The organism is Pseudomonas fragariae (ex Marin et al. 2024) (assembly GCF_059621105.1).
This window is the reverse complement of record NZ_CM184369.1, coordinates 2,711,531-2,734,876: the sequence shown is the minus strand read 5'-3', so window position 1 is coordinate 2,734,876 and position 23,346 is coordinate 2,711,531. Positions and strand designations below refer to the sequence as shown.

Annotated in this window: 19 protein-coding genes; 6 read left to right on the top strand and 13 right to left on the bottom strand. The window is 59.5% G+C overall.

What is annotated here, in order from left to right; genetic code table 11:
* Position 1: 1 nt before the first annotated feature.
* On the bottom strand, positions 2-226 hold the full coding sequence (locus AC54XV_RS12185; RefSeq protein ID WP_003407519.1) for a DUF6555 family protein: 225 nt from the start codon (positions 224-226) through the stop codon (positions 2-4).
* A gap of 428 nt (positions 227-654) precedes the next feature.
* On the opposite strand from AC54XV_RS12185, the gene AC54XV_RS12180 reads away from it, so the two are divergent.
* From AC54XV_RS12180 to AC54XV_RS12160, 5 genes are read left to right on the top strand one after another with little or no spacing between them, the layout of a single operon-like run.
* Positions 655-2,106, top strand: coding sequence for a UbiA family prenyltransferase (locus AC54XV_RS12180; protein ID WP_011267578.1), 1,452 nt, complete (start codon positions 655-657; stop codon positions 2,104-2,106).
* Positions 2,103-3,419 (top strand): FAD-binding oxidoreductase, encoded by a 1,317-nt coding sequence (locus tag AC54XV_RS12175; RefSeq protein ID WP_496718752.1) that lies wholly within the window; start codon positions 2,103-2,105, stop codon positions 3,417-3,419. The genes AC54XV_RS12180 and AC54XV_RS12175 overlap by 4 nt, the downstream gene beginning before the upstream one ends.
* The gene (locus tag AC54XV_RS12170; protein ID WP_011267576.1) at positions 3,416-4,156 is read left to right on the top strand and encodes an SDR family oxidoreductase; all 741 of its coding nucleotides are present in this window, start codon (positions 3,416-3,418) and stop codon (positions 4,154-4,156) included. Before AC54XV_RS12175 ends, AC54XV_RS12170 begins: the two co-directional genes overlap by 4 nt.
* Positions 4,153-5,121 (top strand): lysylphosphatidylglycerol synthase transmembrane domain-containing protein, encoded by a 969-nt coding sequence (locus AC54XV_RS12165; protein ID WP_058399077.1) that lies wholly within the window; start codon positions 4,153-4,155, stop codon positions 5,119-5,121. The genes AC54XV_RS12170 and AC54XV_RS12165 overlap by 4 nt, the downstream gene beginning before the upstream one ends.
* A 53-nt stretch (positions 5,122-5,174) precedes the next feature.
* Positions 5,175-6,602 carry a DUF2723 domain-containing protein gene (locus AC54XV_RS12160; RefSeq protein ID WP_058399076.1) on the top strand — a complete coding sequence of 476 codons (1,428 nt, stop codon included), beginning with the start codon at positions 5,175-5,177 and terminating at the stop codon, positions 6,600-6,602.
* Between the two features lie 56 nt (positions 6,603-6,658).
* On the opposite strand, the gene AC54XV_RS12155 is transcribed toward AC54XV_RS12160, so the two are convergent.
* The 4 genes from AC54XV_RS12155 to AC54XV_RS12140 all read right to left on the bottom strand — a co-directional run bounded on the left by AC54XV_RS12155 (position 6,659) and on the right by AC54XV_RS12140 (position 12,291).
* Positions 6,659-8,485, bottom strand: a complete 1,827-nt coding sequence (locus AC54XV_RS12155) for a glycoside hydrolase family 15 protein (protein WP_058399075.1) — start codon at positions 8,483-8,485, stop codon at positions 6,659-6,661.
* The gene (locus tag AC54XV_RS12150; protein ID WP_058399074.1) at positions 8,478-9,278 is read right to left on the bottom strand and encodes an SDR family oxidoreductase; all 801 of its coding nucleotides are present in this window, start codon (positions 9,276-9,278) and stop codon (positions 8,478-8,480) included. Before AC54XV_RS12150 ends, AC54XV_RS12155 begins: the two co-directional genes overlap by 8 nt.
* Before the next feature lie 66 nt (positions 9,279-9,344).
* Positions 9,345-10,382 carry an NADP(H)-dependent aldo-keto reductase gene (locus AC54XV_RS12145; protein ID WP_011267571.1) on the bottom strand — a complete coding sequence of 346 codons (1,038 nt, stop codon included), beginning with the start codon at positions 10,380-10,382 and terminating at the stop codon, positions 9,345-9,347.
* A 97-nt stretch (positions 10,383-10,479) separates the two neighbouring features.
* A complete protein-coding gene (locus AC54XV_RS12140; protein WP_024642564.1) occupies positions 10,480-12,291 on the bottom strand; it encodes an ABC transporter ATP-binding protein in 1,812 nt (603 codons plus the stop codon).
* 88 nt (positions 12,292-12,379) lie between these two features.
* On the opposite strand from AC54XV_RS12140, the gene AC54XV_RS12135 reads away from it, so the two are divergent.
* Positions 12,380-12,805: a DUF1810 domain-containing protein gene (locus AC54XV_RS12135; protein ID WP_058399073.1), complete on the top strand. Its 426-nt coding sequence runs from the start codon at positions 12,380-12,382 to the stop codon at positions 12,803-12,805.
* A 7-nt stretch (positions 12,806-12,812) separates the two neighbouring features.
* Here AC54XV_RS12135 and AC54XV_RS12130 read toward each other — a convergent pair whose 3' ends face one another.
* The 8 genes from AC54XV_RS12130 to AC54XV_RS12095 form a co-directional block, all read right to left on the bottom strand.
* Positions 12,813-13,883, bottom strand: coding sequence for a DUF1615 domain-containing protein (locus AC54XV_RS12130; protein ID WP_058399072.1), 1,071 nt, complete (start codon positions 13,881-13,883; stop codon positions 12,813-12,815).
* An 87-nt stretch (positions 13,884-13,970) separates the two neighbouring features.
* Entirely contained in the window at positions 13,971-14,879 is a 909-nt protein-coding gene (gene glsB / locus AC54XV_RS12125; RefSeq protein ID WP_003408001.1) for a glutaminase B, read from the bottom strand.
* A 70-nt stretch (positions 14,880-14,949) separates the two neighbouring features.
* Positions 14,950-15,765, bottom strand: a complete 816-nt coding sequence (locus tag AC54XV_RS12120) for a class II aldolase/adducin family protein (RefSeq protein ID WP_024651520.1) — start codon at positions 15,763-15,765, stop codon at positions 14,950-14,952.
* A 909-nt stretch (positions 15,766-16,674) separates the two neighbouring features.
* Positions 16,675-18,105: an IS1182 family transposase gene (locus AC54XV_RS12115; RefSeq protein WP_060409751.1), complete on the bottom strand. Its 1,431-nt coding sequence runs from the start codon at positions 18,103-18,105 to the stop codon at positions 16,675-16,677.
* Between the two features lie 288 nt (positions 18,106-18,393).
* Positions 18,394-20,796 carry a TonB-dependent receptor plug domain-containing protein gene (locus AC54XV_RS12110; protein ID WP_003407998.1) on the bottom strand — a complete coding sequence of 801 codons (2,403 nt, stop codon included), beginning with the start codon at positions 20,794-20,796 and terminating at the stop codon, positions 18,394-18,396.
* 281 nt (positions 20,797-21,077) lie between these two features.
* Entirely contained in the window at positions 21,078-21,479 is a 402-nt protein-coding gene (locus tag AC54XV_RS12105; protein ID WP_003407991.1) for an ExbD/TolR family protein, read from the bottom strand.
* Position 21,480: 1 nt separating this feature from the next.
* Entirely contained in the window at positions 21,481-22,209 is a 729-nt protein-coding gene (locus AC54XV_RS12100; RefSeq protein ID WP_003407988.1) for a MotA/TolQ/ExbB proton channel family protein, read from the bottom strand.
* Between the two features lie 132 nt (positions 22,210-22,341).
* Positions 22,342-23,175 carry an energy transducer TonB gene (locus AC54XV_RS12095; RefSeq protein ID WP_011267565.1) on the bottom strand — a complete coding sequence of 278 codons (834 nt, stop codon included), beginning with the start codon at positions 23,173-23,175 and terminating at the stop codon, positions 22,342-22,344.
* Positions 23,176-23,346 lie beyond the last annotated feature (171 nt).

Below are 23,346 nucleotides of genomic sequence, written 5' to 3'. Positions count from 1 at the left end.
CTCAGGCCTGAGCCCACTCAACATTGGTGACACCGAAGTGCTCGGCGTACGGTTTCGACACCCGCGCGACCTTCTCCAAACGGTATTTCGGTATGCGTGCGAGACCTGCGTCGACACTTGCACAGTGCCATGCTTCAGCGTTATCCATATTCTCGGTTCGTATATAAAAACTCTTGAACGAACCATTCAGCAGATAATCAATGCGGTAATGCTTTGGAAGTGCCATTGAAAGTCTGATCCTTTTTCAGCAGTGGCTTGAAGTATAGGTGACTGTATTCGTGGCAAAGAAATTCATTATTTTTTTGATGTCTGCGACCAATGAACACCTCAAGCGCAGTCCGCGCGGGGCCGGGATCTGCAACGGGTCACGCGCAGTCGCTGGTACCGATCGGCAGAGAATCGCCGAAAGCGCACTGCCCCGGCCAGATCGCGATGGGTGGCGCGGCACTCGCCAGCCATTACCGTTGCCACCGCCAGATTCCGGTCTTTGATCGAATAACGGATCAATAGCCGTCGTGTGGCGAATAGTGTCAAACAGCTGATTTTTCTGACGCCATCGGCACGGCTGAATTATCGATAGCGTTTAACTTTATTGAAGTGGCGAATGTCCGTTTTCGTTCCATAGTGCGCTCACGTTCACAGGAGCAACTATTCATGCCCGGTATTCAAGGAAGAATTCTTGAGGTTCATACACCGCTGGTTGTCGACCTCGACGGAACATTGCTGCGATCCGACATGCTGTTTGAAACCGCCGTGGCGTTTATCCGTGGTCATCCGTTAAAGCTGTTCAGTCTTTTCGCCTGGCTGCTGCAGGGCAAGGCGTCTCTCAAGCAAGGCCTGGCGCTGGGTACCGACATTGACGTTGCGTTACTGCCGTTCAACGCTGACGTCATTGATTACATTCAGACCGAGCGGCAGACCGGTAGAAGCGTGATTCTGGCCACCGCCTCGCACGAAACCCTCGCCAACCGGATCGCGGCACATCTGCAACTGTTCGATCATGTGTGGGCCTCGGACGGTAGAACCAACCTTTCCGCGCATCGTAAACGCGATTTGCTGGTTAGCCACTATGGTGAGCAGGGCTTCGATTACATCGGCAACTCCCGGGACGATCTGTGCATCTGGGGTGTCTCACGCAAGGCCATCGTCGCCAGCCCGCTTGCCGGCGTGGAGCGCAAGGCGCGGGCACAAGGCAATGTCGAGCAGGTTATCCAATCGGCAACGTCCGGGACCAGCGCCTGGCGCAAGGCGCTGCGCCTGCACCAATGGCTGAAGAACGCGCTGATTTTTGTGCCCCTGCTGGCTGCCCATCAGGTCCAGAACACGCAGTTGCTGCTCGACGGTTTGCTGGCCTTTCTGTGTTTCGGGCTGTGCGCATCCAGTGTATACCTGCTCAACGACCTCCTTGACCTGGCAGACGACCGCCACCACAGAAGCAAGCGCGAGCGCCCGTTCGCCAGTGGTGCGCTGTCGATAAAATCCGGCCTGCTGGTCATACCGCTGTTGCTCGCCGCAGCCTTCTCCGCTGCGGCAACAGGATTGCCGTGGCAGTTTTCGGCGGTGCTGGCAGCCTATTACCTGCTGACGCTGGTTTATTCGCTTTACCTCAAGCGCCACATGGCCGTCGACGTCATCGTTCTGGCGATGCTCTATACCACGCGCATCCTGGCCGGTGCGGCAGCGTTTCAATTGCCACTGACGTTCTGGATTCTGGCGTTTTCGATGTTTCTGTTTCTCAGCCTGGCGCTGGTCAAGCGCTATGCCGAACTGCGCGAGGCACGACTGCGCGCTGTAACAGGCAAGACGGCTGGCCGTGGTTACTACCCGGGCGATCTGGACATGATCGCCTCGTTGGGGGCCTCGTCAGGCAATCTGGCAGTGATGGTGCTGGCGCTTTACATCCATGAAGGTGCGACGGTGGCCTTGTATCAGCACCCGCACGTTATCTGGCTGGCCTGCCCATTGCTGTTGTTCTGGATCACCCGGATCTGGATGCTCACCCATCGCGGCGAAATGAACGAGGACCCGGTGGTTTTCGCGATTCGCGACCGGATCAGCCAGGGGATCGGCTTGCTGTTCCTGCTGGTGTTCTGGGTCGCAGCATGAGCGGGCCTCTCTATTCCTGGGGTCGCTACCCGCAGGTTGCCCAGCAGGGTCACGAATGTGACTCGATAAAACGCTTGCCCGCGTACATCTCGCAAACCGTTGCACACCATCACACCAGCCTGCCCTTCGGCAACGGCCGCAGCTACGGCGACAGCTGTCTGGCCAGCAGCGCTCACGTACTGGACATGCGCGGGCTGGATCGCTTCATTGCTGCCGACTGGCAGCGCGGCGTGGTGCAACTGGAAGCGGGCATGACACTGTCGCAACTGCTCGCGGCAGCGATCCCGCACGGCTGGTTTCTACCGGTCACGCCTGGCACAAAGTACGTGACGATAGGCGGCGCGCTGGCCAATGATGTACACGGCAAGAACCATCATCGGCGCGGCACCTTTGGCTGTCATGTCATGCGCTTCGAGCTGATCCGTCATGACCAGCCGCCCATGGTCTGCTCGGCCGTGGACAATCCGCAGTTTTTCGCCGCCAGCATTGGCGGCCTCGGTCTGACCGGTGTTATCAGTTGGGTCGAGCTGCAACTGATGCCGATCCGCAGCAGCCAGATCGACAGTACGGCAGTGCGCTTCGCCAATCTGGCGGAGTTCTTTACGCTGTCGCAAGAGCTGGATGCGCAGCATGAATACAGCGTGGCCTGGATCGACTGCCTGGCCCGTGGTGCGCATAGCGGCCGCGGGGTCTACATCGTCGGCGACCACGCCCGTTACGGGTCACTGTCGATTGAGGCGCGCAATCGCCTGAACGTGCCGTTCACGCCTCCGGTGTCGCTGGTCAACAGCCTGTCCTTGCGTGCGTTCAATTCGCTGTACTGGTACGCGCACTCAGACCTGCCGAGGCCCCGCCGCAGCGCCTGCGAGGCGTTCTTCTACCCGCTGGATCGAGTGCTGCACTGGAACCGTCTTTATGGTCGCAAGGGGTTTCAGCAATACCAGTGCGTGATTCCCGAGCATTGTGCACCCCAGGCCATGCAGCTGCTGCTCGATGCCATCGCAGCCTCGGGACAGGGGTCATTCCTCGCAGTGCTCAAGCGCTGCGGTGACATCGCCTCGCCCGGGCTGCTGTCTTTTCCGATGCAGGGCACCTCGCTGGCACTGGACTTTGCGCAAACGCGCGATCTGGCCGAGTCACTGTTCCCGCGTCTGGATGCCATTGTCCGTGACGCGGGTGGACGACTGTACCCGGCCAAGGATGCACACATGAGCGGCAGCGACTTCCGTCAGGCCTATCCGGCGTGGGAACAACTGGAAGCCCTGCGCGACCCCTCTTTGATGTCCCGCTTCTGGAAACGAGTGATGTCATGAAAAAGATTCTGATCATTGGCGCTACATCAACCATTGCCCATGCCTGCGCCCGACGCTGGGCCACGCAAGGCTGTGATTTTTTCCTGGTGGCGCGTAATACGGACAAGCTCGTGAGCAATGCCGCCGACCTCAGGGCTCGCGGTGCCGGACACGTAGATACCTATCAAATGGACGTCACGCACTTCTCGGAGCACCCGGCGATGCTGGCTGATTGTCTGGCTGTACTGCAGCAGATCGATGTCGTGCTTCTGGCTCACGGCACCTTGCCCGATCAGAAGGCCTGCGAGCAGAACGCAGGGCTGGCCGTGCAGGAATTCATCACCAATGGCGCATCGGTGATTGCCTTGCTGACCGTGTTGGCCAGGCAGTTCGAGGTTCAGCGTTGCGGCACACTGGCGGTGATTTCCTCGGTCGCGGGCGATCGCGGGCGCCCTTCCAATTATCTGTACGGCTCGGCCAAGGCTGCCGTCTCGACGTTCTGCGACGGGTTACAGGCGCGGATGTTCAAGCTGGGCGTACACGTAGTGACCATAAAACCAGGCTTCGTCGACACGCCCATGACCCGGGGTCTGCCACTGCCGGCCTGGCTGGTGGCGCAACCGGAAGACGTTGCTGAACGCATCGTCAATGGCATCGCACGCCAATCAACAAGCCTTTACGCGCCGGGCTTCTGGGCATGGATCATGTGGGTGATTCGCTCGATCCCGCAGCCGTTGTTCAAAAGGCTCAACCTGTGAGCGGCTTGCTGTTGCTGTCCGGATGGCGCTATCGGGCAGTGCTTCTGTCGATCGTCGTCTCGGCCATGGGGTATCTGGGTTTCTCGCTGTGGGGCGGCTGGCAGGCGGTCAGCGCAGCGACGGGCAAGGTCGGGCTGCTCGGCATCGGCGTGGCGTTGTTGATGTCTGCAATCAACTACGCGCTGCGCTTCGTCCGCTGGCAACTCTACCTTTCAGTGTTGGGGCATCCGTTGGCCTGGCGAAAAAGCCTGCGGATCTATCTGGCTGGCTTCGCCCTGACCACGACTCCCGGCAAGGCCGGTGAAGCGCTGCGTGGGGTATTGCTCAGGCCGTTGGGCGTGCCATACCCGCAAAGCTTTGCCGCGTTTGTCAGCGAGCGTCTTTCCGATCTGCTGGCCATCGTACTGCTCACGCTGTTCGGCCTGTCGTGGTATCCGCAGGCGCAGCCAATGATCCTGCTCGGCCTGGCACTGGTTCTGACGGGCTCGCTGGTGCTGTCTCGCCGTCACTTGCTGGAGCGTTTACAGGCTTCACTGCCCACAAAAAACACGCGCGTCAGTAGCCTGTGGCAGCAGCTGTTCAACGTGCTGCTTGCCGCTCGCCAGTGCCTGCATGGCAACGTGCTGCTGACCGCCAGCCTGCTCAGTCTGCTGGCCTGGAGCGCCGAGGCACTGGCGTTTTACTGGATGCTTGGCTGGATGGGCGCACAGATCCCGCTGACCTTTGCCGTATTTGCCTACGCACTGGCGATGCTCGCGGGAGCGTTGAGCTTCATGCCGGGCGGCCTGGGCAGCGCCGAAGCGGTGATGGTCGGGCTGCTGATGTTCAAGGGCATGCCGGGGGCGGATGCGGTGGCTGCCACAGTGCTGATACGTCTGGCGACCCTGTGGTTTGCGGTGGCCATCGGCGCCGTGATGCTCTCGCGCTTTACCGGCGCGAAACCCGTACCGAATCCTCAGTCTTGAGGCCATAACTCAGACGCTCGACATTTTTGTTCACCTCACGGAGGAGCGGTTCAATGCCACTCGATTCGCGCACATCGATGTGTATCCCCCTGTTTTTGCTAGGTGCCGCCATCACGGCAAGTTTTCTGGCCTCCAGTGGTCCCGTGCAATGGATGGACAATGGCATGTTCCTGGCCAACGCCCATGAGGGTCTGTATTTCAGCCAGTCGCTCGGGCCACTGGAGCATCCGTTTTATCAGCTGTTCAATACGGTTTTTTCCAACCTGTTCGGTGCACGTTCGCTCAGCCTGCTGAATTCGGTGCTTCTCCTGCCGCTGGCTTGGGTCGTCTACCGATTGGCGCAGAGCGTTGGCGCGGGTGCACGCCAGGCGCTGCTCGCTGCCGCGGCGACAACACTGGCCCATGGTGTGTTCTGGGTGTCGACCAAGGCTGAGGTCTACCTGTTGCACACGCTGATCGTGCTACTGGCCTATGCGCTTTACTTCAATGACAGTCCGCTTCTGACGCCGCTGAAAAAACTCTTCGCGATTGGCGTACTCACCGGGCTGGCGGCCTCGGTTCATCAACTGACGTTCGTGGTTCTGCTGCCGCTTTACGTGCACCTGCTGTTTCAGCACAAGGCGCAAGTATTGATCACCCTGCCCGGTTTCATGCTTGGTTTCGCGGCGGCCGCTGTTGCGGTAATCAATGACCTGAACGCCGGGATGGGCCTGCTGGACATTGCGCATCGTTACATGACCGGGGCCAGCGCGACCGTTGCAGGGCCGGAGTGGGAAGGCAGTCTGTTGCGTTTCGACAAACTCCTCGAGGAGAAGAGCGCGGTAGCGCTGTTGCTGCTGTCGCTGATCGGGCCGCAAATGGCGGGGCTGCTGCTGTTTCCCAGGGGAAGCCGGCTGCGCTTGTTATGGAGCGCCGCGCTGCTGAATCTGGTGTTCGCCATCTCCTACAATGTGACCGACCGCTTTACCTTTTTTCTACCCGGTGCAGCGATACTGACGATCCTCGGCATGATTCAGTTGCGGCGTATCCTGCCCCGCACAGCGGCACGCGGCACGTTGCTCAATCTCTCGGCATTGTCGGCACCGGCAGTCATCCTGCTGACGTATTCACTCTACGCCAACGGGGTCATCACCCTTCCGGCGCACAAGGAGCAGCTGCCCTATCGTGACGATATTCGCTACTTCATGGTGCCCTACCTGCGCGACCGGTCCGCTGAGCATTTCGTGCGCGCCTACGAGCCGGTAGTGCCCAAAGGTGCGTTGATCATTGCCGACTGGACACCGATGGGCGCGATGCGCTCGGGGCAAGCGATCGGGCTGCTTGCCGGACGCACGCTGGCGACCTGTGATGACGACGTGGCGATTCGGGCAGCCATGCGCAGCAACGGCGTTTATCTGCCGCGGTTGAGTTATTGCGCGACTGTGGCGCAAGACCACCGACTTGAAGAACAGCCAGTGGGGTATTCATTGCACGCCAAGTGAAACGAATCATGGCTGAAGCGTTGAACGTTCATTTCATGATCCGTTTCTTCACCGTGTCAAGGCTGCCAGAGCGCCTGTCCACCGCCCAGTTTGCGGTCCAGAAAACTGGCCGCACTGATCAGCGCCAGATGGCTCAGGGCCTGCGGCGTATTGCCGAGGTGATGAGCATGCGCGTCGAATTCCTCGGCGTACAAGCCCAGCGGATTGGCGTAACGCAGCAACTGCTCGAACTCCAGATGCGCCTGTTCGACCCGGCCGGCACGGGCCAGACACTCGACGTACCAGAACGAGCAAGCCACGAAGGCGCCCTCTTCACCTGCCAGACCGTCATCATGATCGTCGTCGTTGCGGTAACGGAACACCATCCCGTCACGCACCAGCGCGGCCTCGATGGCATCCAGCGTCGCCAGCCACTTGGGATCGTTGGCACCGACGAAACGTACCAATGGCATCAGCAACATCGAGGCATCCAGATTGCGGCTGCCCTTGTGCTGCACGAAGTGCCTCAGGTCGTCGTTCCAGAAGTTCTTCCAGATATCGTTGTGGATCTCCTCGCGCACCTTGGTCCAGCGTTCGAACGGCCCCGACAGCGAACGCTTGAAGGCCAGGCGCAGTGCCCGGTCCAGCGCTACCCAGCACATCAGCCGCGAGTGCAGGAAGTGCTGATCGCCGCCGCGCATTTCCCAGATGCCCACGTCCCGGTCGTTCCAGTGCTCGCACACATAGTCGACTTGGCGCACCACATGCTGCCAGCCGTCATGGGAGATGGCGTCGCCGTATTTGTTGGCCAGGTACACGGCGTCCATCAGCTCGCCGTAGATGTCCAGCTGAACCTGCTTGTACGCTTCGTTGCCAATACGTACCGGCTGCGCACCGCCGTAGCCGGACAGGTGATCGAGATGCTCTTCCGGCAGCTCTGCATGGCCATCCAGCGCATAGAGAATGCCGAGCTTCTCGGTCTGTTCGCAGCAGTCATCCAGTCGTCCGCGTACCCAGCTCATGAAGGCATTGGCTTCATCGGTGTAGCCCAGGCGCATGAATGCATACACGGTGAACGACGCGTCACGTATCCAGGTGTAGCGGTAATCCCAGTTGCGCTCGCCGCCCTCGGTTTCCGGCAAACCGAACGTCGCAGCGGCAACAATGCCGCCATGCTTGCGCGAGGTCAGCAGCTTGAGGGCCAGCGCCGAACGAGTGACCATTTCACGCCAGCGGCCGGTGTATTGCGATTGCCCGGACCAGCGCCGCCAGAACTTCAAGGTGTCATCGAAATAGCGCGAGCAGCGGCCAGCAGCGACATTCGAATCATCGATTCCGCCGAGAATGAACTCGATGGTCTGGCCCTTGTGCATATGAAATTCGGCAACGGCGTCGTGCTGCTCGAGACGCAACGGCGTCGTTGCCGACAAACGCATGCCCGGTTGCCCGGCGGCTTCGAAGCAGATGTCCTGACCATCGACTCGCGCAGCGGTGTCGGCACGGCTGTAATCCATGCGCACCCGGCAGCGCATGCGCAGCGTGGCCTCGCCAAAACGCACCTGAACGCGGCGCACGATACGCGGCAGATCATCCTGATCCTCGCCGATCGGCATCAGGTCGGTGACTTCCACCACCGCGTCCTCGGAAATCCAGCGGGTTTGCAGAACGTTGGTGTCCGGCAGGTAGATCTGCAGCCGCCTGGCGTCAGGCAGATCGGGCGCCAGCTGAAAGATCCCGGCGTCGGGGGTGTCCAGCAGCGCGGTAAAAATCGACGGGCTGTCGAAGTCCGGCCAGCAGCAGAAATCGATACTGCCGGTGTTGGCAATCAGCGCAGCACTGCGCATGTCGCCGATGATGCCGTGATCCTCGATACGGTTTTGCGCCTCTGCGGGAAAGTCAGCCATTGCCACGGAACTCCGGATAGAGGGTCATGCCGCCGTCGATGAACAGGGTGGTGCCGTGCACATAATCCGAGGCATCGGAAGCCAGCCAGAGCACGGCATTGGCGACGTCTTCCGGCTCGCCGATACGACCATAAGGGATCAGCTTGAGCATTTCCTTCTCGGCGTCGCCCTTGCGTGCATCGGCATTGATCGGCGTGCGGATGGCGCCCGGTGCAACGCTGTTGACGCGAATCTTCAGTTCGCCGACTTCCTGGGCGATGCTGCGCATCAACAGGTCGACGCCGCCCTTGGACGCTGCGTAATTGACGTGCCCGGCCCACGGAATCAGTTGGTGCACCGAGCTCATGTGAATGATCTTGCCCATGGCCCGTGACACTTCAGGGCGCATGCCCTGCTTGATGAACTGACGCAATGCTGCGCGGGCGCAGAGAAACTGCCCGGTCAGGTTGACGTTGATGACGGTATTCCAGTCTTCGAGGGACATGTCGACGATCGACGCGTCCTTTTGCAAGCCGGAATTGGCGACCAGAATATCCAGCGCGCCGAAATGTTCGATGGTCTGTGCAAACAGCCGCTCGACGTCTTCTTCCTTCGAAACGTCGGCACCCACAGCCAGCGCCTTGCCCCCGGCCGCACGAATCTCTTCGGCGAGTTTCTCGGCAGGTTCAGGCTTGGAGTTGTAGTTGATCACCACGGCGGCACCGGCGTCTGCCAGCGCGCGTGCGGCACCTGCGCCCAGACCGGAACTGGCGCCGGTAACGATTGCAACTTGTTGCTTGAGTGAGATGTGCATCAATTTCAGCCTCGGAGTAAGCGTATTAGTGCTGACTGGCGAGGCTGAAATTAAGTTCAGTGCAGGTTATGGCGCAGGGTTGGGCTGCGAGGTGTGAATGGCCTCGATACCGGCGATGACCTCATCGGACAGCGTGACGTCGATGCTCTGCAGATTGATCTTCAGTTGATCGAGTTTCGTGGCACCAATGATGTTGCTGGTCACGAACGGTCGGCTGGTCACGTAGGCCAGCGCCATCTGCGAAGGATCCAGACCATGCTCGCGAGCCAGCGCGACGTACCTGGCCGTGGCGGTGACGGCCTGCGGATTGTTGTAGCGCTGGAAACGCTCGAACAGGGTCAGACGGCCATCGGCCGGACGTGCGCCGTCCAGGTACTTGCCCGCCAGCACACCGAACGCCAGTGGCGAGTACGCCAGCAGGCCGATCTGTTCGCGAATGGCGATTTCCGCCAGACCGACTTCAAACGTGCGGTTAAGCAGGTTGTAGGGGTTCTGGATGGAGACGGCACGTGGCAGATCGAGGGTTTCGGCCAGGTGCAGAAAACGCTGAGTGCCCCACGGCGTTTCATTGGACAGGCCGAAGTGGCGAATCTTGCCCGCCTTGACCAGATCGCCCAGTACCGACAGGGTTTCTTCGATTTCGACGGCCTGATCATCCGGGTCGTGGGTGTAACCGAGCACGCCGAAGAAGTTGGTCTTGCGATCCGGCCAGTGCAGCTGGTACAGGTCCAGGTAGTCGGTGTTCAGACGCTTGAGGCTGGCTTCCAGCGCCGCAGTGATGTTCTTGCGGTCAAGACGCGGATTGCCATCGCGGATGTGATCCATGCGACCTGGACCGGCGACCTTGCTGGCCAGTACCCAGTCGTTGCGGTCGCCGTACTTCTTGAAGTACTCGCCGATGATGCTTTCGGTCTTGGTGTAGGTCTCGCCACGCGGCGGCACCGGGTACATTTCTGCCGTGTCGAGGAAGTTGACCTTGGCATCCTTGGCCATACGAATCTGTTCGAATGCTTCATCCTGGGTGTTCTGCTCGCCCCAGGTCATGGTGCCCAGACAGATCGCGCTGACCGACAGATCGGTTTTGCCCAATTTACGAAATTGCATCGATGTCTCCGTTTGATTCAAAAAGATACAGCTTGAAACAGGGCTCCCATAAAACGCCGACTGGTCATTCACTGCAACACTTTTTATCCGGTTTTACCTAGCGATAACCCTGTGCCTGCAGATCGAACAGCGCGGCGTAGCGCCCTGCGGCGGCGATCAGGCTGTCATGATCACCGCGTTCCAGCACCCGCCCGTGCTCCAGTACCACGATGTGTTCGGCATTGCGCACGCTGGAAAAGCGATGCGATATGAGCAGCGTCATGCGCCCTTTGGCGTACTCGCGAAAATGCTCGAATACCGCCGCTTCTGCGCCTGCATCCAGCGCAGCAGTCGGCTCGTCGAGAATCAGAATATCGGCGTCGCGGCGCATGTAGGCGCGTGACAGCGCGATTTTCTGCCACTGCCCGCCCGACAGCTCCTGACCTCCCGCAAACCAGCGACCCAATTGGGTGGCGTAGCCTTTGTCGAGCTGTTCGATGAACTGCGCGGCCATGCCCTGCGCCGCCGCTTCGCGCCAACGGCCTTCATCATGGAAGGCCTGAGTGTCGCCGACTCCAAGGTTCTCGCCGACCAGAAACTGATAGCGAATGAAGTCCTGAAAAATCACGCCGATACGCGATCGCAAGGCCTCTTCGTCCCACTCCTGCAAGTCGCTGCCATCCAGCAGAATACGGCCTTGATCGGGTTGATAGAGGCGCGTCAGCAGCTTGATCAGCGTGGTCTTTCCCGAGCCGTTCTCGCCCACCAGGGCCACGCTGCGCCCCGGCGCCAGGTGCAGATCGATGTTTTCCAGTGCCGGACGGCTGGTCCCCGGGTAGGTGAAACTGACGTTTTCGAAGCGCATGCCATCGCCGGGCTGCGCGCCCACGGTCAGGCTGCCGGCAGACGGCGTGACCGGCTGACCGAGGTAGACATACAGGTCGGCCAGATACAGGCCGTCCTCGTACAGACCACTGATGGCGCTGAGACTGCTGCTGACCGCGGCCTGCCCCTGCTTGAACAGCACCAGGTACATGGTCATCTGCCCCAGGGTGATCCGCCCATGCACCGCATCGACCACCACCCAGGCGTAGGCCAGGTAAAACGCAGCCGTGCCGAGCAGGCCGAGCAGGAAGCCCCAACCATCACGGCGCACCGTCAGGCGCCGGTCTTCGGCGTACAGACGCTCGAAGGTGTCGCGGTAACGCTTGAGCAGCAGCGGCGCGAAGCCGAACAGCTTGACCTCTTTGATATAGCCCTCGTGGGAGAGCAGTGTTTCGATGTAATTCTGCCGACGGGTTTCCGGAGCGCGCCGGGTAAACAGGCGGAACGCATCGCCGGAAAAATGCGCCTCGGCAAAGAACACCGGCAACGCGCCGAGCACCAGAATCAGCAACGCCCAAGGCGAGAAATGCACCAGCAGTACGGCAAAGCTGATCAGCGAAATAAGGTTTTGCAGCAACCCCAACGACTTGGTCACCAGTGCCAGCGGCCGTGTCGAGGCTTCACGCCGGACGCGCACGAGCTTGTCGTAGAACTCGGAGTCTTCGAACTGCGACAGCGACAGGGTCTGGGCCTTCTCCAGAATCAGGGTATTGACCTTCTGCCCCAGCAGCACCCGCAGCAATGCCTGCTGCACCGAAAGCCCACGCTGTGCTGCCGCCAGCAGAGCCAGCACACCGGCTTCGAACAACACATAGCGCAACACCGGCCACAACGGCGCTTCGCCTGCGCTGGCGTGCAACTGCATGGCAGCGACCACGGCATCGACGATGCGCTGGCCGAGCCAGGCGGCCAGCGCGGGCAGCAGGCCGGCGATCAGCGTGGCGACGATCAGGCCGATGGACAGCGCTCGGGAAGTGGTCCAGACCAGATGCATGGCGCGCAAGGCCTGCTGCATGAACGAAATGAAACGTTTGAAAACCGGCATACGCTTAAAAACTCTTCAGACAGGTCGAACCCCCTTGAGGGGCGGCCATCATACGACCACAGGTTTGTTGAAAAACAGGAAACTCATCATGAAAGATACTTACAACCTGCAACGCTTTGTCGATGCCCAGCAGCCGCTGTTCCAGCAGGTGTTAACGGAACTCGAAGCCGGGCAGAAACGCTCCCACTGGATGTGGTTTGTGTTCCCGCAGATCCAGGGGCTGGGGCGCAGCGACACGGCGCGACACTACGCAGTCACCGATCTCGATGAAGCGCGGGCTTACCTGCAACACTCCGTGCTGGGCCCGCGCCTGGAACAGTGCGCCGGCATCATTGCGCCTCAGGTAGAACGTTCGGCGCGACAGATCTTCAGTTCGCCGGATGACATGAAACTGCATTCGAGCATGACCCTGTTCAGCATCGCAGCACCCGAGCGGCCTGTGTTTCAAAAGGTGCTGGATACGTTTTTCGGGGGCGAGCGGGATGCAATGACGGTGAACCTCCTGTCACGATGATTCAACTTCACTTGGGCGCACGCTGCACGCAGCGTTCGCGTCGGTCGTCGACGCGCTCGGCAAACCAGGCGGTAGTAAGGTTGCGGGTGATTTTCGGACTTTTCAGGGTGATGCCGGGCAGGATGGCTCTGGGCAAAGGCTTGCCCGCCGCCCTGTCCGCCAGGGCGAAGACCTTGCTGTACAGATCGGTTTCCTCGAACTCCAGCGTATCGCCCTGCTTGAGCTGGTTCCATATCTGCGACTTGTTCATCCCCAGCCGATCACCGAGGGTGCGCACCGCCAGCTCGGTGGAGCCTGGCGAGGTGGAGTCAAAGCGGATCAGGTCGCCATCCAGCGCCAGCTCGATCCCGGTTGCCCGACTCACGGCATTCTGGAACGCAGCATTGCGGCTGGCGTACCAGCCGGCATTGAAGTCGGCAAAGCGGTACAGCGACTCGGTGTAGTTGACCGGGTAGCCCAATAGGTGGGCGATACCGAAGTACATGCCACCACGGCGGGTGAAGACTTCGCGACGGATCGAACCATCGACTGTGTAGGGATAATCCTCGGCGTGTTTCTCGGCAAAGGCGATGCTGACCTGCATCGGCCCGCCGGTCTTGACCGGGTTGAAGTTGCCGAACAACGTCTGACCCAAGGGCACCATACCGATGAAATCATCAAAGATCGCGCTGAGGTCTTTCTCGGTGCGCGCAGAATCAAGGCGTTTGCCGTAAGTCTTGCCGTCCGGCGAGCGCACGCGCAACGCCGTGGCGATCAGCGCATCGGGAATGTGCAGTCGCGCGGCGCGGCGGTTGATTTCAGCGCGGGCGATGTGGCCCATGCCCGGCACTGCAGGATCGACTTGAAAGGTCGACTCCTGCTCGGTAACGGCCATCACCGAACACAGGTTTTCGGTGGTCAGCGGGATTTTCTGCGCGGCAAACGCGGCATGAATATCCGTGGCCCATGCCTGGCGATCCGTGACATTTACCGGCATCAGGCGCACGATCCGCGCGCGCGCCTGTTCAGGCGTCAACTCGGGTTCCAGAACCCGTTGCGTGCCGCAGCCTGCCAGCACCAGCAGCCCGACGCTCAGCATGAGCGATTTGCATAGCCTTCTATTCAATCCATGACTCCTGTCTGGTTCGCGCTTCGACGCGCGGTTCACTTCAGAAGGCTTTTTACCTCAAAAGACCGACCAGTCGACCCTCGCGCTGAGTTTTTCCAGCGCAGCCATACCGACAAGGGAATTGCCCGCTGCGTTCAACTCCGGGGACCACACACAGACCGAAGCACGCTCGGGCACGATCGCAACGATACCACCGCCTACCCCGCTCTTGCCCGGCAGGCCTACGCGATAGGCGAAGTTGCCGGCCTCGTCGTACAAGCCGCTGGTGGCCATGATCGAGTTGACCTGGGTGGCTTGCCGCGCAGTGAGGACCTGCTCGCCGCTGTGCGCGCAAAAGCCCTGATGCGCCAGGAAGCCGAATGCCTTGGCCAGATCGATGCAGTTCATGCTCAGCGCACAATGGTGGAAGTAGCTGCGCAGCACGTCTTCCACATCGCCGTGGAAATTGTCGAAGGACTTCATCAGATAGGCCGCCGCGGCATTGCGCGAACGGTGCTGGTATTCGGATTCGGCGACTTTGGAGTCGGAGGTGATCGCCCGATTGCCGCACAGGCGTCGAACGAAGTCGCGCATCGACAGCGACGGTGCTGCAAACCGCGCCTGATTGATGTCGCAGATCACCAGCGCACCGGCATTGATGAACGGGTTGCGTGGCCTGCCCTGCTCGAATTCCAGCTGCACCAGCGAGTTGAACGGCTGGCCGGAAGGCTCGTGCCCGAGGCGCTGCCAGATCTCCTCGCCCGAGTGATTGATGGCTTGCACCAGGCTGAACACCTTGGAAATGCTCTGTATCGAAAACGCCGTTTCGGCGTCGCCGGCGCTGAACACCTGGCCATCGTTGCCGTACACCGCGATGCCCAGTTGATCAGGCCGGACCTCGCCTAGTGCCGGGATGTAATCGGCAACCTTGCCCTGACCAAGCAAGGGTCTTACTTCGTCGAGGATTTCGTTCAGCAGGTCTTGCATGTGTGCGCCCCTTGTTTTGGCTGCGCACACTACACCAACCTCAAGCGCCTCGCATCACTGCGTTGCAGGCTCAGGTCCTGTAGTCGGTGTCATTACGCTCCAGCTCGCGAATCAGGGCATTCCAGTGCCGTGCGACACCCGGCGCATGGCCGTCCTTGATGGCCTTTGCCTGCTGCTCCACCTTGGCAATCACCTCGCGCGGCGGAAACACCAGTTCGGCGTTACCCGCCGACTGCGCTGCAATCTGAATGTTGCAGGCGTACTCGAGGGCATGAAGCTGCTGAAACGCATGCTCGACACTCACCCCGCCAGTCAGCAACCCGTGGTTACGCAGGATCATCACGCTCTTGTCACCCAGGTCCGCCACCAGCCGTTCGCGTTCGCTCAAATCCAGCGCAATACCTTCATAGCCGTGGTAAGCCACCCGGCCGGAGAAGGCAATCGAGTGCTGGGAGATGGGCAGCAGGCCGTGCTTCTGGGCCGACACGGCGATACCGTCACGGGTGTGAGTGTGCAGCACCGCCTGCAGGTCGTGGCGCGCTGCATGAATGGCGCTGTGAATCACGTAACCGGCGTAGTTGATACCCAGCCCGGTGGGGTCATCGACAATCGTCCCGTCAATATCGACCTTGACCAGGTTGGACGCGGTGATTTCATCAAACAACAGCCCGAACGCGTTGATCAGAAAGTGCTCGTCCGGGCCCGGCACACGTGCCGAAAAGTGCGTATAGATATGATCGGTCCAACGCTTGAGCGCCGCCAGCCGATAGGCTGCCGCCAGTTTGACCCGGACGTCCCATTCCTCCGGCGACACTCTGTCGCGCACGCTGCCGCCACCCGACTGCGTCGTACCTGACTGGACTGGCAAAGCGCTGACGTTGCTCATGGTATTGCTCCTTGATGACTGCTGACTGATCAACAAGACTAGGCGTATGGCAATCCAATTAAAAAGCACATTTACTTCTAAGCTAATTATAAAAAATCAGAATATTGAAATCTGCTTGGTCATCTGCTTTGCGCGTGTGCACGACGGTCTATGATTATTCCTAAAGGCTATTTAAATAACTTTTTGTATAGCGACATGCTCCAGAGCATTCTAAATCCCCGCTGGAGCATCGCACGCCGAAGACTGCAAGATTTCTGCCCCGTATCAGCTGCCTCACAGCGGCCGACGCTCTGCGTAACACGGCGGTTCCGGGATGTCAGGTGGATTGAGGTCCGACTCAGGTCAGCTTTTCGCCCCTCGGCGAGTCACTTTGATGGGGCCAAAGTGACCAAAGCCCCTGGCTCCGTTTCCGGCCCGACTTCGTCGGGTTCCTTCGCCCTGACACTGACGTCGCACTCTGCGTCGTCAGTGCCATCGTGGTTGAAAAGCGCTTTTGCGGCAGTGGCTGCGCTTTTGACTATCGTTCCTCACGCTCCGCGTGGGAATGCAGTTCGTGACGCTCTGCGTCACACGGCGGTTTTTCTTTGTCAGGTGGATTGGGGTTCGGCTCAGGTCACCTTTTCGCCCCTCGGCGAGTTACTTTGATGAGGCCAAAGTGACCAAAGCCCCTGGCTCCGTTTCCGGCCCGACTTCGTCGGGTTCCTTCGCCTTGACACTGATCCGGGGGTCGCCGCAACGGGCCCTCCATGGCCCAGAGTGTGTAAAAACCAGCCCAAGTATCGGCTGCGCGTAGCGCAGACGATACTTGGCTAGCCGGAACGCCTTGAAAGTCCTGCCATCGCTCTAATCCGCCCTTAAGGCCGTTAATAGCGCTTTACAGCCCCTTTTATCGGGCGCAATGGAGGCTTTTCAAGCCGCCAGCGCTTTTACAAGATTCTGCGTGCCGAGGATGTTCATTACCCGCTTCAAGTTATAAGCAAGCACGTTCAAACTCATTTCGGTGCTCACTCCGCCAAGCCGTCGCGTCAGAAAATGCGTTGCACCCATCCACTGCTTGAGAGTCCCGAAGGGGTGCTCGACGGTCTGCTTGCGGATGGTCATTACCTGCGGCGCGTTAGCCAGGCGGGCCTGCATTTCTTCCAGTACTGCCTCATGTTCCCAGCGCCGAATTTTTCGCTCTCTGGCCGGTGTGCATTGCGCCTTTATCGAGCAGGCCTGGCAGTTGGAGCGCCAGTAAACGTCCAGCTTCTTGCCCTTGTCGATGTAAGAGTTGCGCCAGATCAGCACTTGATTGGCGGGGCAGACGTACACATCGTTGTCCGCGTCGTAAACAAACTCGTCATTGCCGAAACGGCCATCAAATTTGGCCCGCGAGCTCAGCGTTTTTGGCACATAAGCTGTGATCCCTGCCTCGTGACAGGCCAGGATTTCTCCGCTTTTGTAATACCCGCGGTCCGCCACCACCGACAACGATTCGACTTGCATCACCTCACGGGCCTGCTGGGCCATCGAACTAAGTTGATCAAGGTCGTGACCCACATTGATCACCTCGTGCGCGACGATCAAATGGTGCTTGGTATCCACCGCGGTCTGTACGTTGTAACCCACGATACCTTTTCCCCCACTGCTCATCATTGAGCGCGCGTCCGGATCGGTCAGCGAAATTTGTTTGTCCGGGGATTCTTCAAGCTGTACCTCGATGGTCTGCAACGCCTTCATTTGCTCCTTCAATTTGGCGATCTTCTCCTCTAGGCCGCCTTTGGGGCCTGCAGTCTTGGGCTCTTCCCGATCAGCCGCATCCAGCCCCTTTAGATAAAGGGCAATGCTTGATTCAATCTCTTCCATCCGACGCTTCAGTTTGGCACTGGTGAAATTGCGATCGCGGTGATTGACCGCCTTGAATTTACTGCCATCGATGGCAACGAAATGCTCCGAGAAAAGCCCCAATTGTTGACACAGCACGACAAACTGCCGACAGACTCCTCGAATGCCCTTTGCGTTGTCTTTGCGAAAGTTGGCGATGGTCTTGAAATCCGGCATCAGGCGACCGGTCAACCACATCAGCTCGACGTTGCGCTGCGCCTCGCGCTCAAGGCGTCGGCTTGACTGGATACGGTTGAGATAGCCGTAGATGTAGATCTTCAGCATGACTGCAGGATGGTAGGCCGGTCGGCCCGTTTCAGCGGGGACAGCGCTTTCAAAACCCAAGGTGATCAGGTCGAGCTCATCCACAAAGACATCGACAACGCGCACCGGATTGGTGTCGCTGACGTAATCGTCGAGACTCTCGGGAAGCAAGGTACTTTGACCTCTGTGTTCACCTTGAATGAAGCGTTTCATGGGCAACCCTTGCAATGAAATCCTGGGGAATCATAGCAAAGGTTTACCTTGGGTTTTTACACAGTCTGGGCCCGGCGCGGCTAACTCGGCGTCCTGCCGAGTTACTCCCGGATCAGCGTCAGGACTCAGCCGTCACTTACGTCGCAATTTGCGTCGTCAGTGCTATCGCGCCAAAAAAGCGCTTTCGTTTATGTGCAGTGCCCAGGAGCAAGGCATAGCGTCGTGTTGCAGCATCACGAGCTTTATACAAACTCAACGCATTGGAACGACAGTCAGCGGCAAATCGCGCTACCAGTTATACGTGACCTTGCCGTAGTAATAAGCGCCGCTGTACCCGTAGGGTGAGAACGTGCTGTAGGCCAGGTTGCCGCCGCTGGAGGAGAAGTCGTTGAGCTTCTCCGGGTATTTGTCGGTGACGTTGTCGCCGCCCAGGGTGAAGACCCAGCTCTTGAGCTTGTAGTCGACCGCCAGGTCCAGCAGCCAGGCGGCGCTGAAGGTCTGGTCGTTGACCTTGTCGGCCTGATAGCTGGTGAACTCGCCGTAGCGGACCAGGTTGGAGTGCAACGCCCAGTTACCGAACGTCAGGTCATTGCCCAGTGTCAGTTTGTGTTGTGGCGTGGTGTCGCCCAGCAAACCGATGCGTTCCCTGCGGTCTACCCGTACCAGATTCACCCCCAACTGATCGAGAATCGCCGGGTTGGCCTTCACGTCGGTGACTTTGGTGTGGTTGTAGTTGTAACCCACCGTGCTGTTCCAGCGCACGCCGTTGTCGAACTGATAGCGGTAACTGGCGACCAGATCGACGCCATCGGTGCTGGTGTCCGTGGCGTTGGTGAAATAGCGGGCACTGGTGTAGTTGATATCGCCTACGCCATTGCTGCGCAGGTAATTGATGGCGGTGTCATTGAGCACCAGATTGGAAGACAGCGAGATACGGTCCTGAATGTCGATGCGATAGACGTCGGCAGTCAAGGTCAGGCTGTTCAGCGGCTGGAGTACCAGGCCAAGGCTGTAGTTACGGGACTTTTCCGGTTTGAGGTCTTCGGCGCCCAACAGTTGTGCAACGTTACTGCCGGCCGGAAACGTGCCCGCTTCCTGGAGGGTGTTGCCAATCAGCTGCGACGACGTGAAGGCAAAATTCTGCTGCGCCAGCGAAGGCGCGCGGAAGCCTGTCGATACGCTGCCTCGCAAGGCCACCTGCGGAGTGAAATCGTAGCGCGCCGAGAGTGAACCGCTGACATTGGAGCCGAAATCGCTGTAGTCCTCGTGGCGAACGGCCGCCGACACGCCCAGTTTCTCGGTCAGATTGGTTTCCAGGTCCAGATACTGGGCGAAGTTGTGTCGCGAGTAACTGCCGGCATCCGCCGCACGGAAACCGCCCAGCCCGGAACTGCCGGTCTGGAAATACGACTCCGCTTGCCCTGCCTCGATCTGATAGCCCTGACGCAGGTATTCCGCGCCAAACGCAACCGATACCGGGTAAGGCAACCACGCTGTATTGAATTCTCTGGACAGATCGAGGCTCAGTTGCTTCTGATCATTGGTCAGCGTGCCGTTGTAGAACGAGCGCGGCGTGTTCAGTCCCAATGAGGTGTTGATGGTTTTGGTGCGCAGCTCATAGGAGTTTTTGCCATAGTTGGCGGACACGTCGTAGTGCCAGTCATACGCCAGCTCTCCGCGCAGGCCCGCGACCAGCGAGATGTCTTCGAGCGTGCCATTGATCAGCGGCAGATAGCCGTTGGGATAAATCGCCGCAATGTTATTCGAGGCATTGCTCGGCCGATAAAATCCGGCGGTTTCGCCACGCCTCTTGCTGTAGCCCCCGAAGCTATAGAACTCCGCCGCATCATTGAAGCTGTATTCAGCGTTGTACTGCAGCTTGCCCTCGTGCGTCTGTGGCTCGCCCTGGCGAAACACCTGCTGACCGTAAGTGGTGGACCCGACACTGGACGCTCGAAAGTCGTCACCGGCACGGTTGGTGTAGTCATTGTTGGCACCTTCACCGGAAAGGTTGAACGTGCCATTGTCGCCTAAAGCAAAACCGGTATTGCCCGACACCTGGCGCTGGATCCCGTCGCCCTTCTTGTATTGGCCGTACTGGCTGGAAATCGACCCGCCGTGGTCGGCGCTTTTGAGAATGATGTTGATCACCCCGGCGATGGCATCGGACCCGTAACGTGCCGACGCACCGTCGCGCAGGACTTCGATATGGTCGATGGCCGACAGCGGGATGGCATTCAGGTCGGCAGGTGCCGAACCGCGTCCGACCGCCCCGCCCAGATTGACGAAGGCGGATGTATGGCGGCGCTTGCCATTGACCAGCACCAGCACCTGATCCGGCGACAGGCCGCGCAGTTGCGCCGGACGCGTCAGCTCCGCACCGTCCACCAGGCTCGGCCGGGGGAAATTGATCGAAGGGATCAAACGTGCCAGCACGGTGCCCAGTTCGCTGGAGCCGGAACTGCGCAGGCTGTCACCGGAAATCACATCGATAGGCGACAGCGAGGCGCTGGCGGTACGCTCCTGCGCACGGGTGCCGGTCACGATCACTGTACCCAGGGTGGACGCACCCTGAGTGTTTGCTTCATCTGTCGCTTCTGCGGCGAATGCACTTGCACTGATGCCCGCGACGCTCAGCAAATTGGCTGAAAAAATCGCCGTGGCCAATACACTGCGTTTGAAATTCCCCATACCACTACCCCTTGAAAATCCCTGATCCAGAAACTCTGTTCTGGTTACAACGAGCGATCCGTGCGGCGGACGGTGGCGATCATTACGGTGTCTGATTAATGTTCCGGTAGTCCGATGCGATATAGCTTAATGACATTGATTTAAATATTTAAATATCAATAACGAATAAGCATCTGCATTTGTGTCAGTACTGAAAAATGCCTGCGATGCAGACAAAAAAAGGCCGCACCTGCCTGAGGATGCGGCCCGAAACTGTTGAAACTGTAGGTGGTATGAATCTTTTACCTGGCAGTGATTACCGACAATTTGGTAATCCCGGCACGTTCGATGGAGGCCATGGCGCGCGCGACTTCCCCGTAGTTGACGCCATTGTCCGCCTGCAATTGCACGCGCACGTCAGGGGCCTTGTCCCTGGCCGCCTTCAGGTTGCTTTCCAGCAAGTCCGGCTGGATTTCGTCCTTGTTGATGAACAGCTTGCCCTGCCCGTCGATGCTCACCACCAATGGGTCTTTCTGCTCCACTGGCGCGACCGATTCGGTCTTGGGCAGGTTGATCGGGATCGAGTTTGTCAATAGCGGCGCGGTAACGATGAACACCACCAGCAGCACCAGCATCACGTCTACCAGCGGCGTGACGTTGATCTCGCTCAGCACTTCATCGGTGTCTTGCGTGGAAAAAGCCATCTCAGGAGGCCTCCTGCACTTTCTGCCCGGCGTGTGCGCCTGCAGCGCCGGACTTCAATACCGGATGCAGCAGCACACGGAAGGCACTCTTCTGCGCCAGGCTATAGAAGTCATGGGCAAAGTCATCCAGATCGGCAGCCGTCAGTTTCAGGCGTCGCAGAAAGTAGTTGTAGACCAGCACTGCAGGCACTGCGACGGCAATGCCGACACCGGTTGCCACCAGCGCCGCGCCGATCGGCCCGGCCACCGTTTCCAGGCTCGCGGAACCGGCCGCACTGATGCCCTTGAGGGCCGACATGATGCCCCAGACCGTACCGAACAGACCGATGAAAGGCGAAGTGCTGCCGATGCTGGCGAGGATGGCCAGACCGGTTTCCAGCGAGCGGCGCTCGCGGACGATCTGCTGACGCAGGGCGCGCTCAAGGCGGTCCTGATGGTTGATGGACTGACTGAGGTCATGGGCCTGCGCGCCATCCGCCACCTGAATGGCGGCGTAACCGGCCAGCGCGACCCGAGCGGCAGCGCCCGGTTGCTCGTGGGCCAGTTGCGCGGCTGAATCCAGGCTCGATGCCGCCCAGAACTGCTTGTGGAACTTGCGATCCTGAGACTTCAGGCGCGAAAACTGCACGCCCTTGAGCAGGGCCAGGCCCCAGGTCGCGACGGAAAAAATGACCAGCAGCCAGATGACCGCGTGTTCGATGGATTCAAAAGGCGAAGCAATCAGGTTCATGGCGCAGCTCTCTCTATGAACAAAGTCTGAACAAGGCATGGGTTGTGTCGCGATGCGCCTTTGGTTCAGGTAGCTCGCCAGGTCATTCGAATAGCCGGGTTTGATCTTGAAACGTTATTTGATCTTGAAGCCTCATTTGATCTTGAAATCAATGGGCACGCTGACCCAGCCATCCTGGGCGACATCGCCCTGCTTGGCCGGAACGAAACTCCAGCGTTTCACCGCCGCCAGCGCGGCGTCGTCGAGCTGGTCGCGGCCACTGCTCTTCTGTATCTGAATCTCGCCGGGTTTGCCGCTGGCCAATACATGTACGCGCAACAGCACAGTGCCTTCCCAGCCACGACGCATGGCCAGCGATGGGTATTCCGGGGCCGGGTTGCGCAGGTAACCCGCGCTGGCCGAGGCCGGGGTCACCGGCTTTGGTGCGGGCGCTGCCGGTGGCGCAGGCGCGGCGACAGGGGCTGCAGGTACAGGAGGTGCGGGTGGCTGCTCAACCGGTTTGGCCACTGGTTTTACAGCTGGCTTGAACACCGGTTTGGGCGGCTGTGGCTTGGGCTTGGGAATCGGTTTGGGCGGTGGTGGTTTGACTGCCAGTTCGTCCTCGACCGGAGGCGGCGGCTCGACCACCGGCTGCACGACAGGCTCGGGCGTTGGCGGCGGTGTTTCCACAACCGGTGGCGCAGGCTGGGAAAACTCGATGGTCATCGGCGGAATTTCAGGTGGCACCACCGGCAACGCTGGCGTCGGGTTCTGGCTCAGCCAGTAAATGATCGCGCCATGGAACACCAGCGCCAGCGCACCGAGCAAAATGGCTTCGCGCCGCCCCAGAATCGGCTTGGGGGTGCTTTGCAGCCGCGCTAACGCCAGCGGCGCACGGAAAGGACGCCCAAGATCGACCAGGTCGCCACTCGGCGTCTGGCGCCAGGGCACGTCATGTGCACTGGCTGCGGTCTGGACATTGCCCATTGATACACTCCTGCATTTTCATGATAAAAATCCAGGTTCTGTTGGTATCAGTCACCTTCCTAAGGCCGAAGTGGCGAGGCAATCATCGCCGAAAAAGGCTTGTTCCTGAAAAGAATATTTGGTTCGTCTGTTAGATCTTAAATACATATAAAGACCTGATTGACTGCTTTC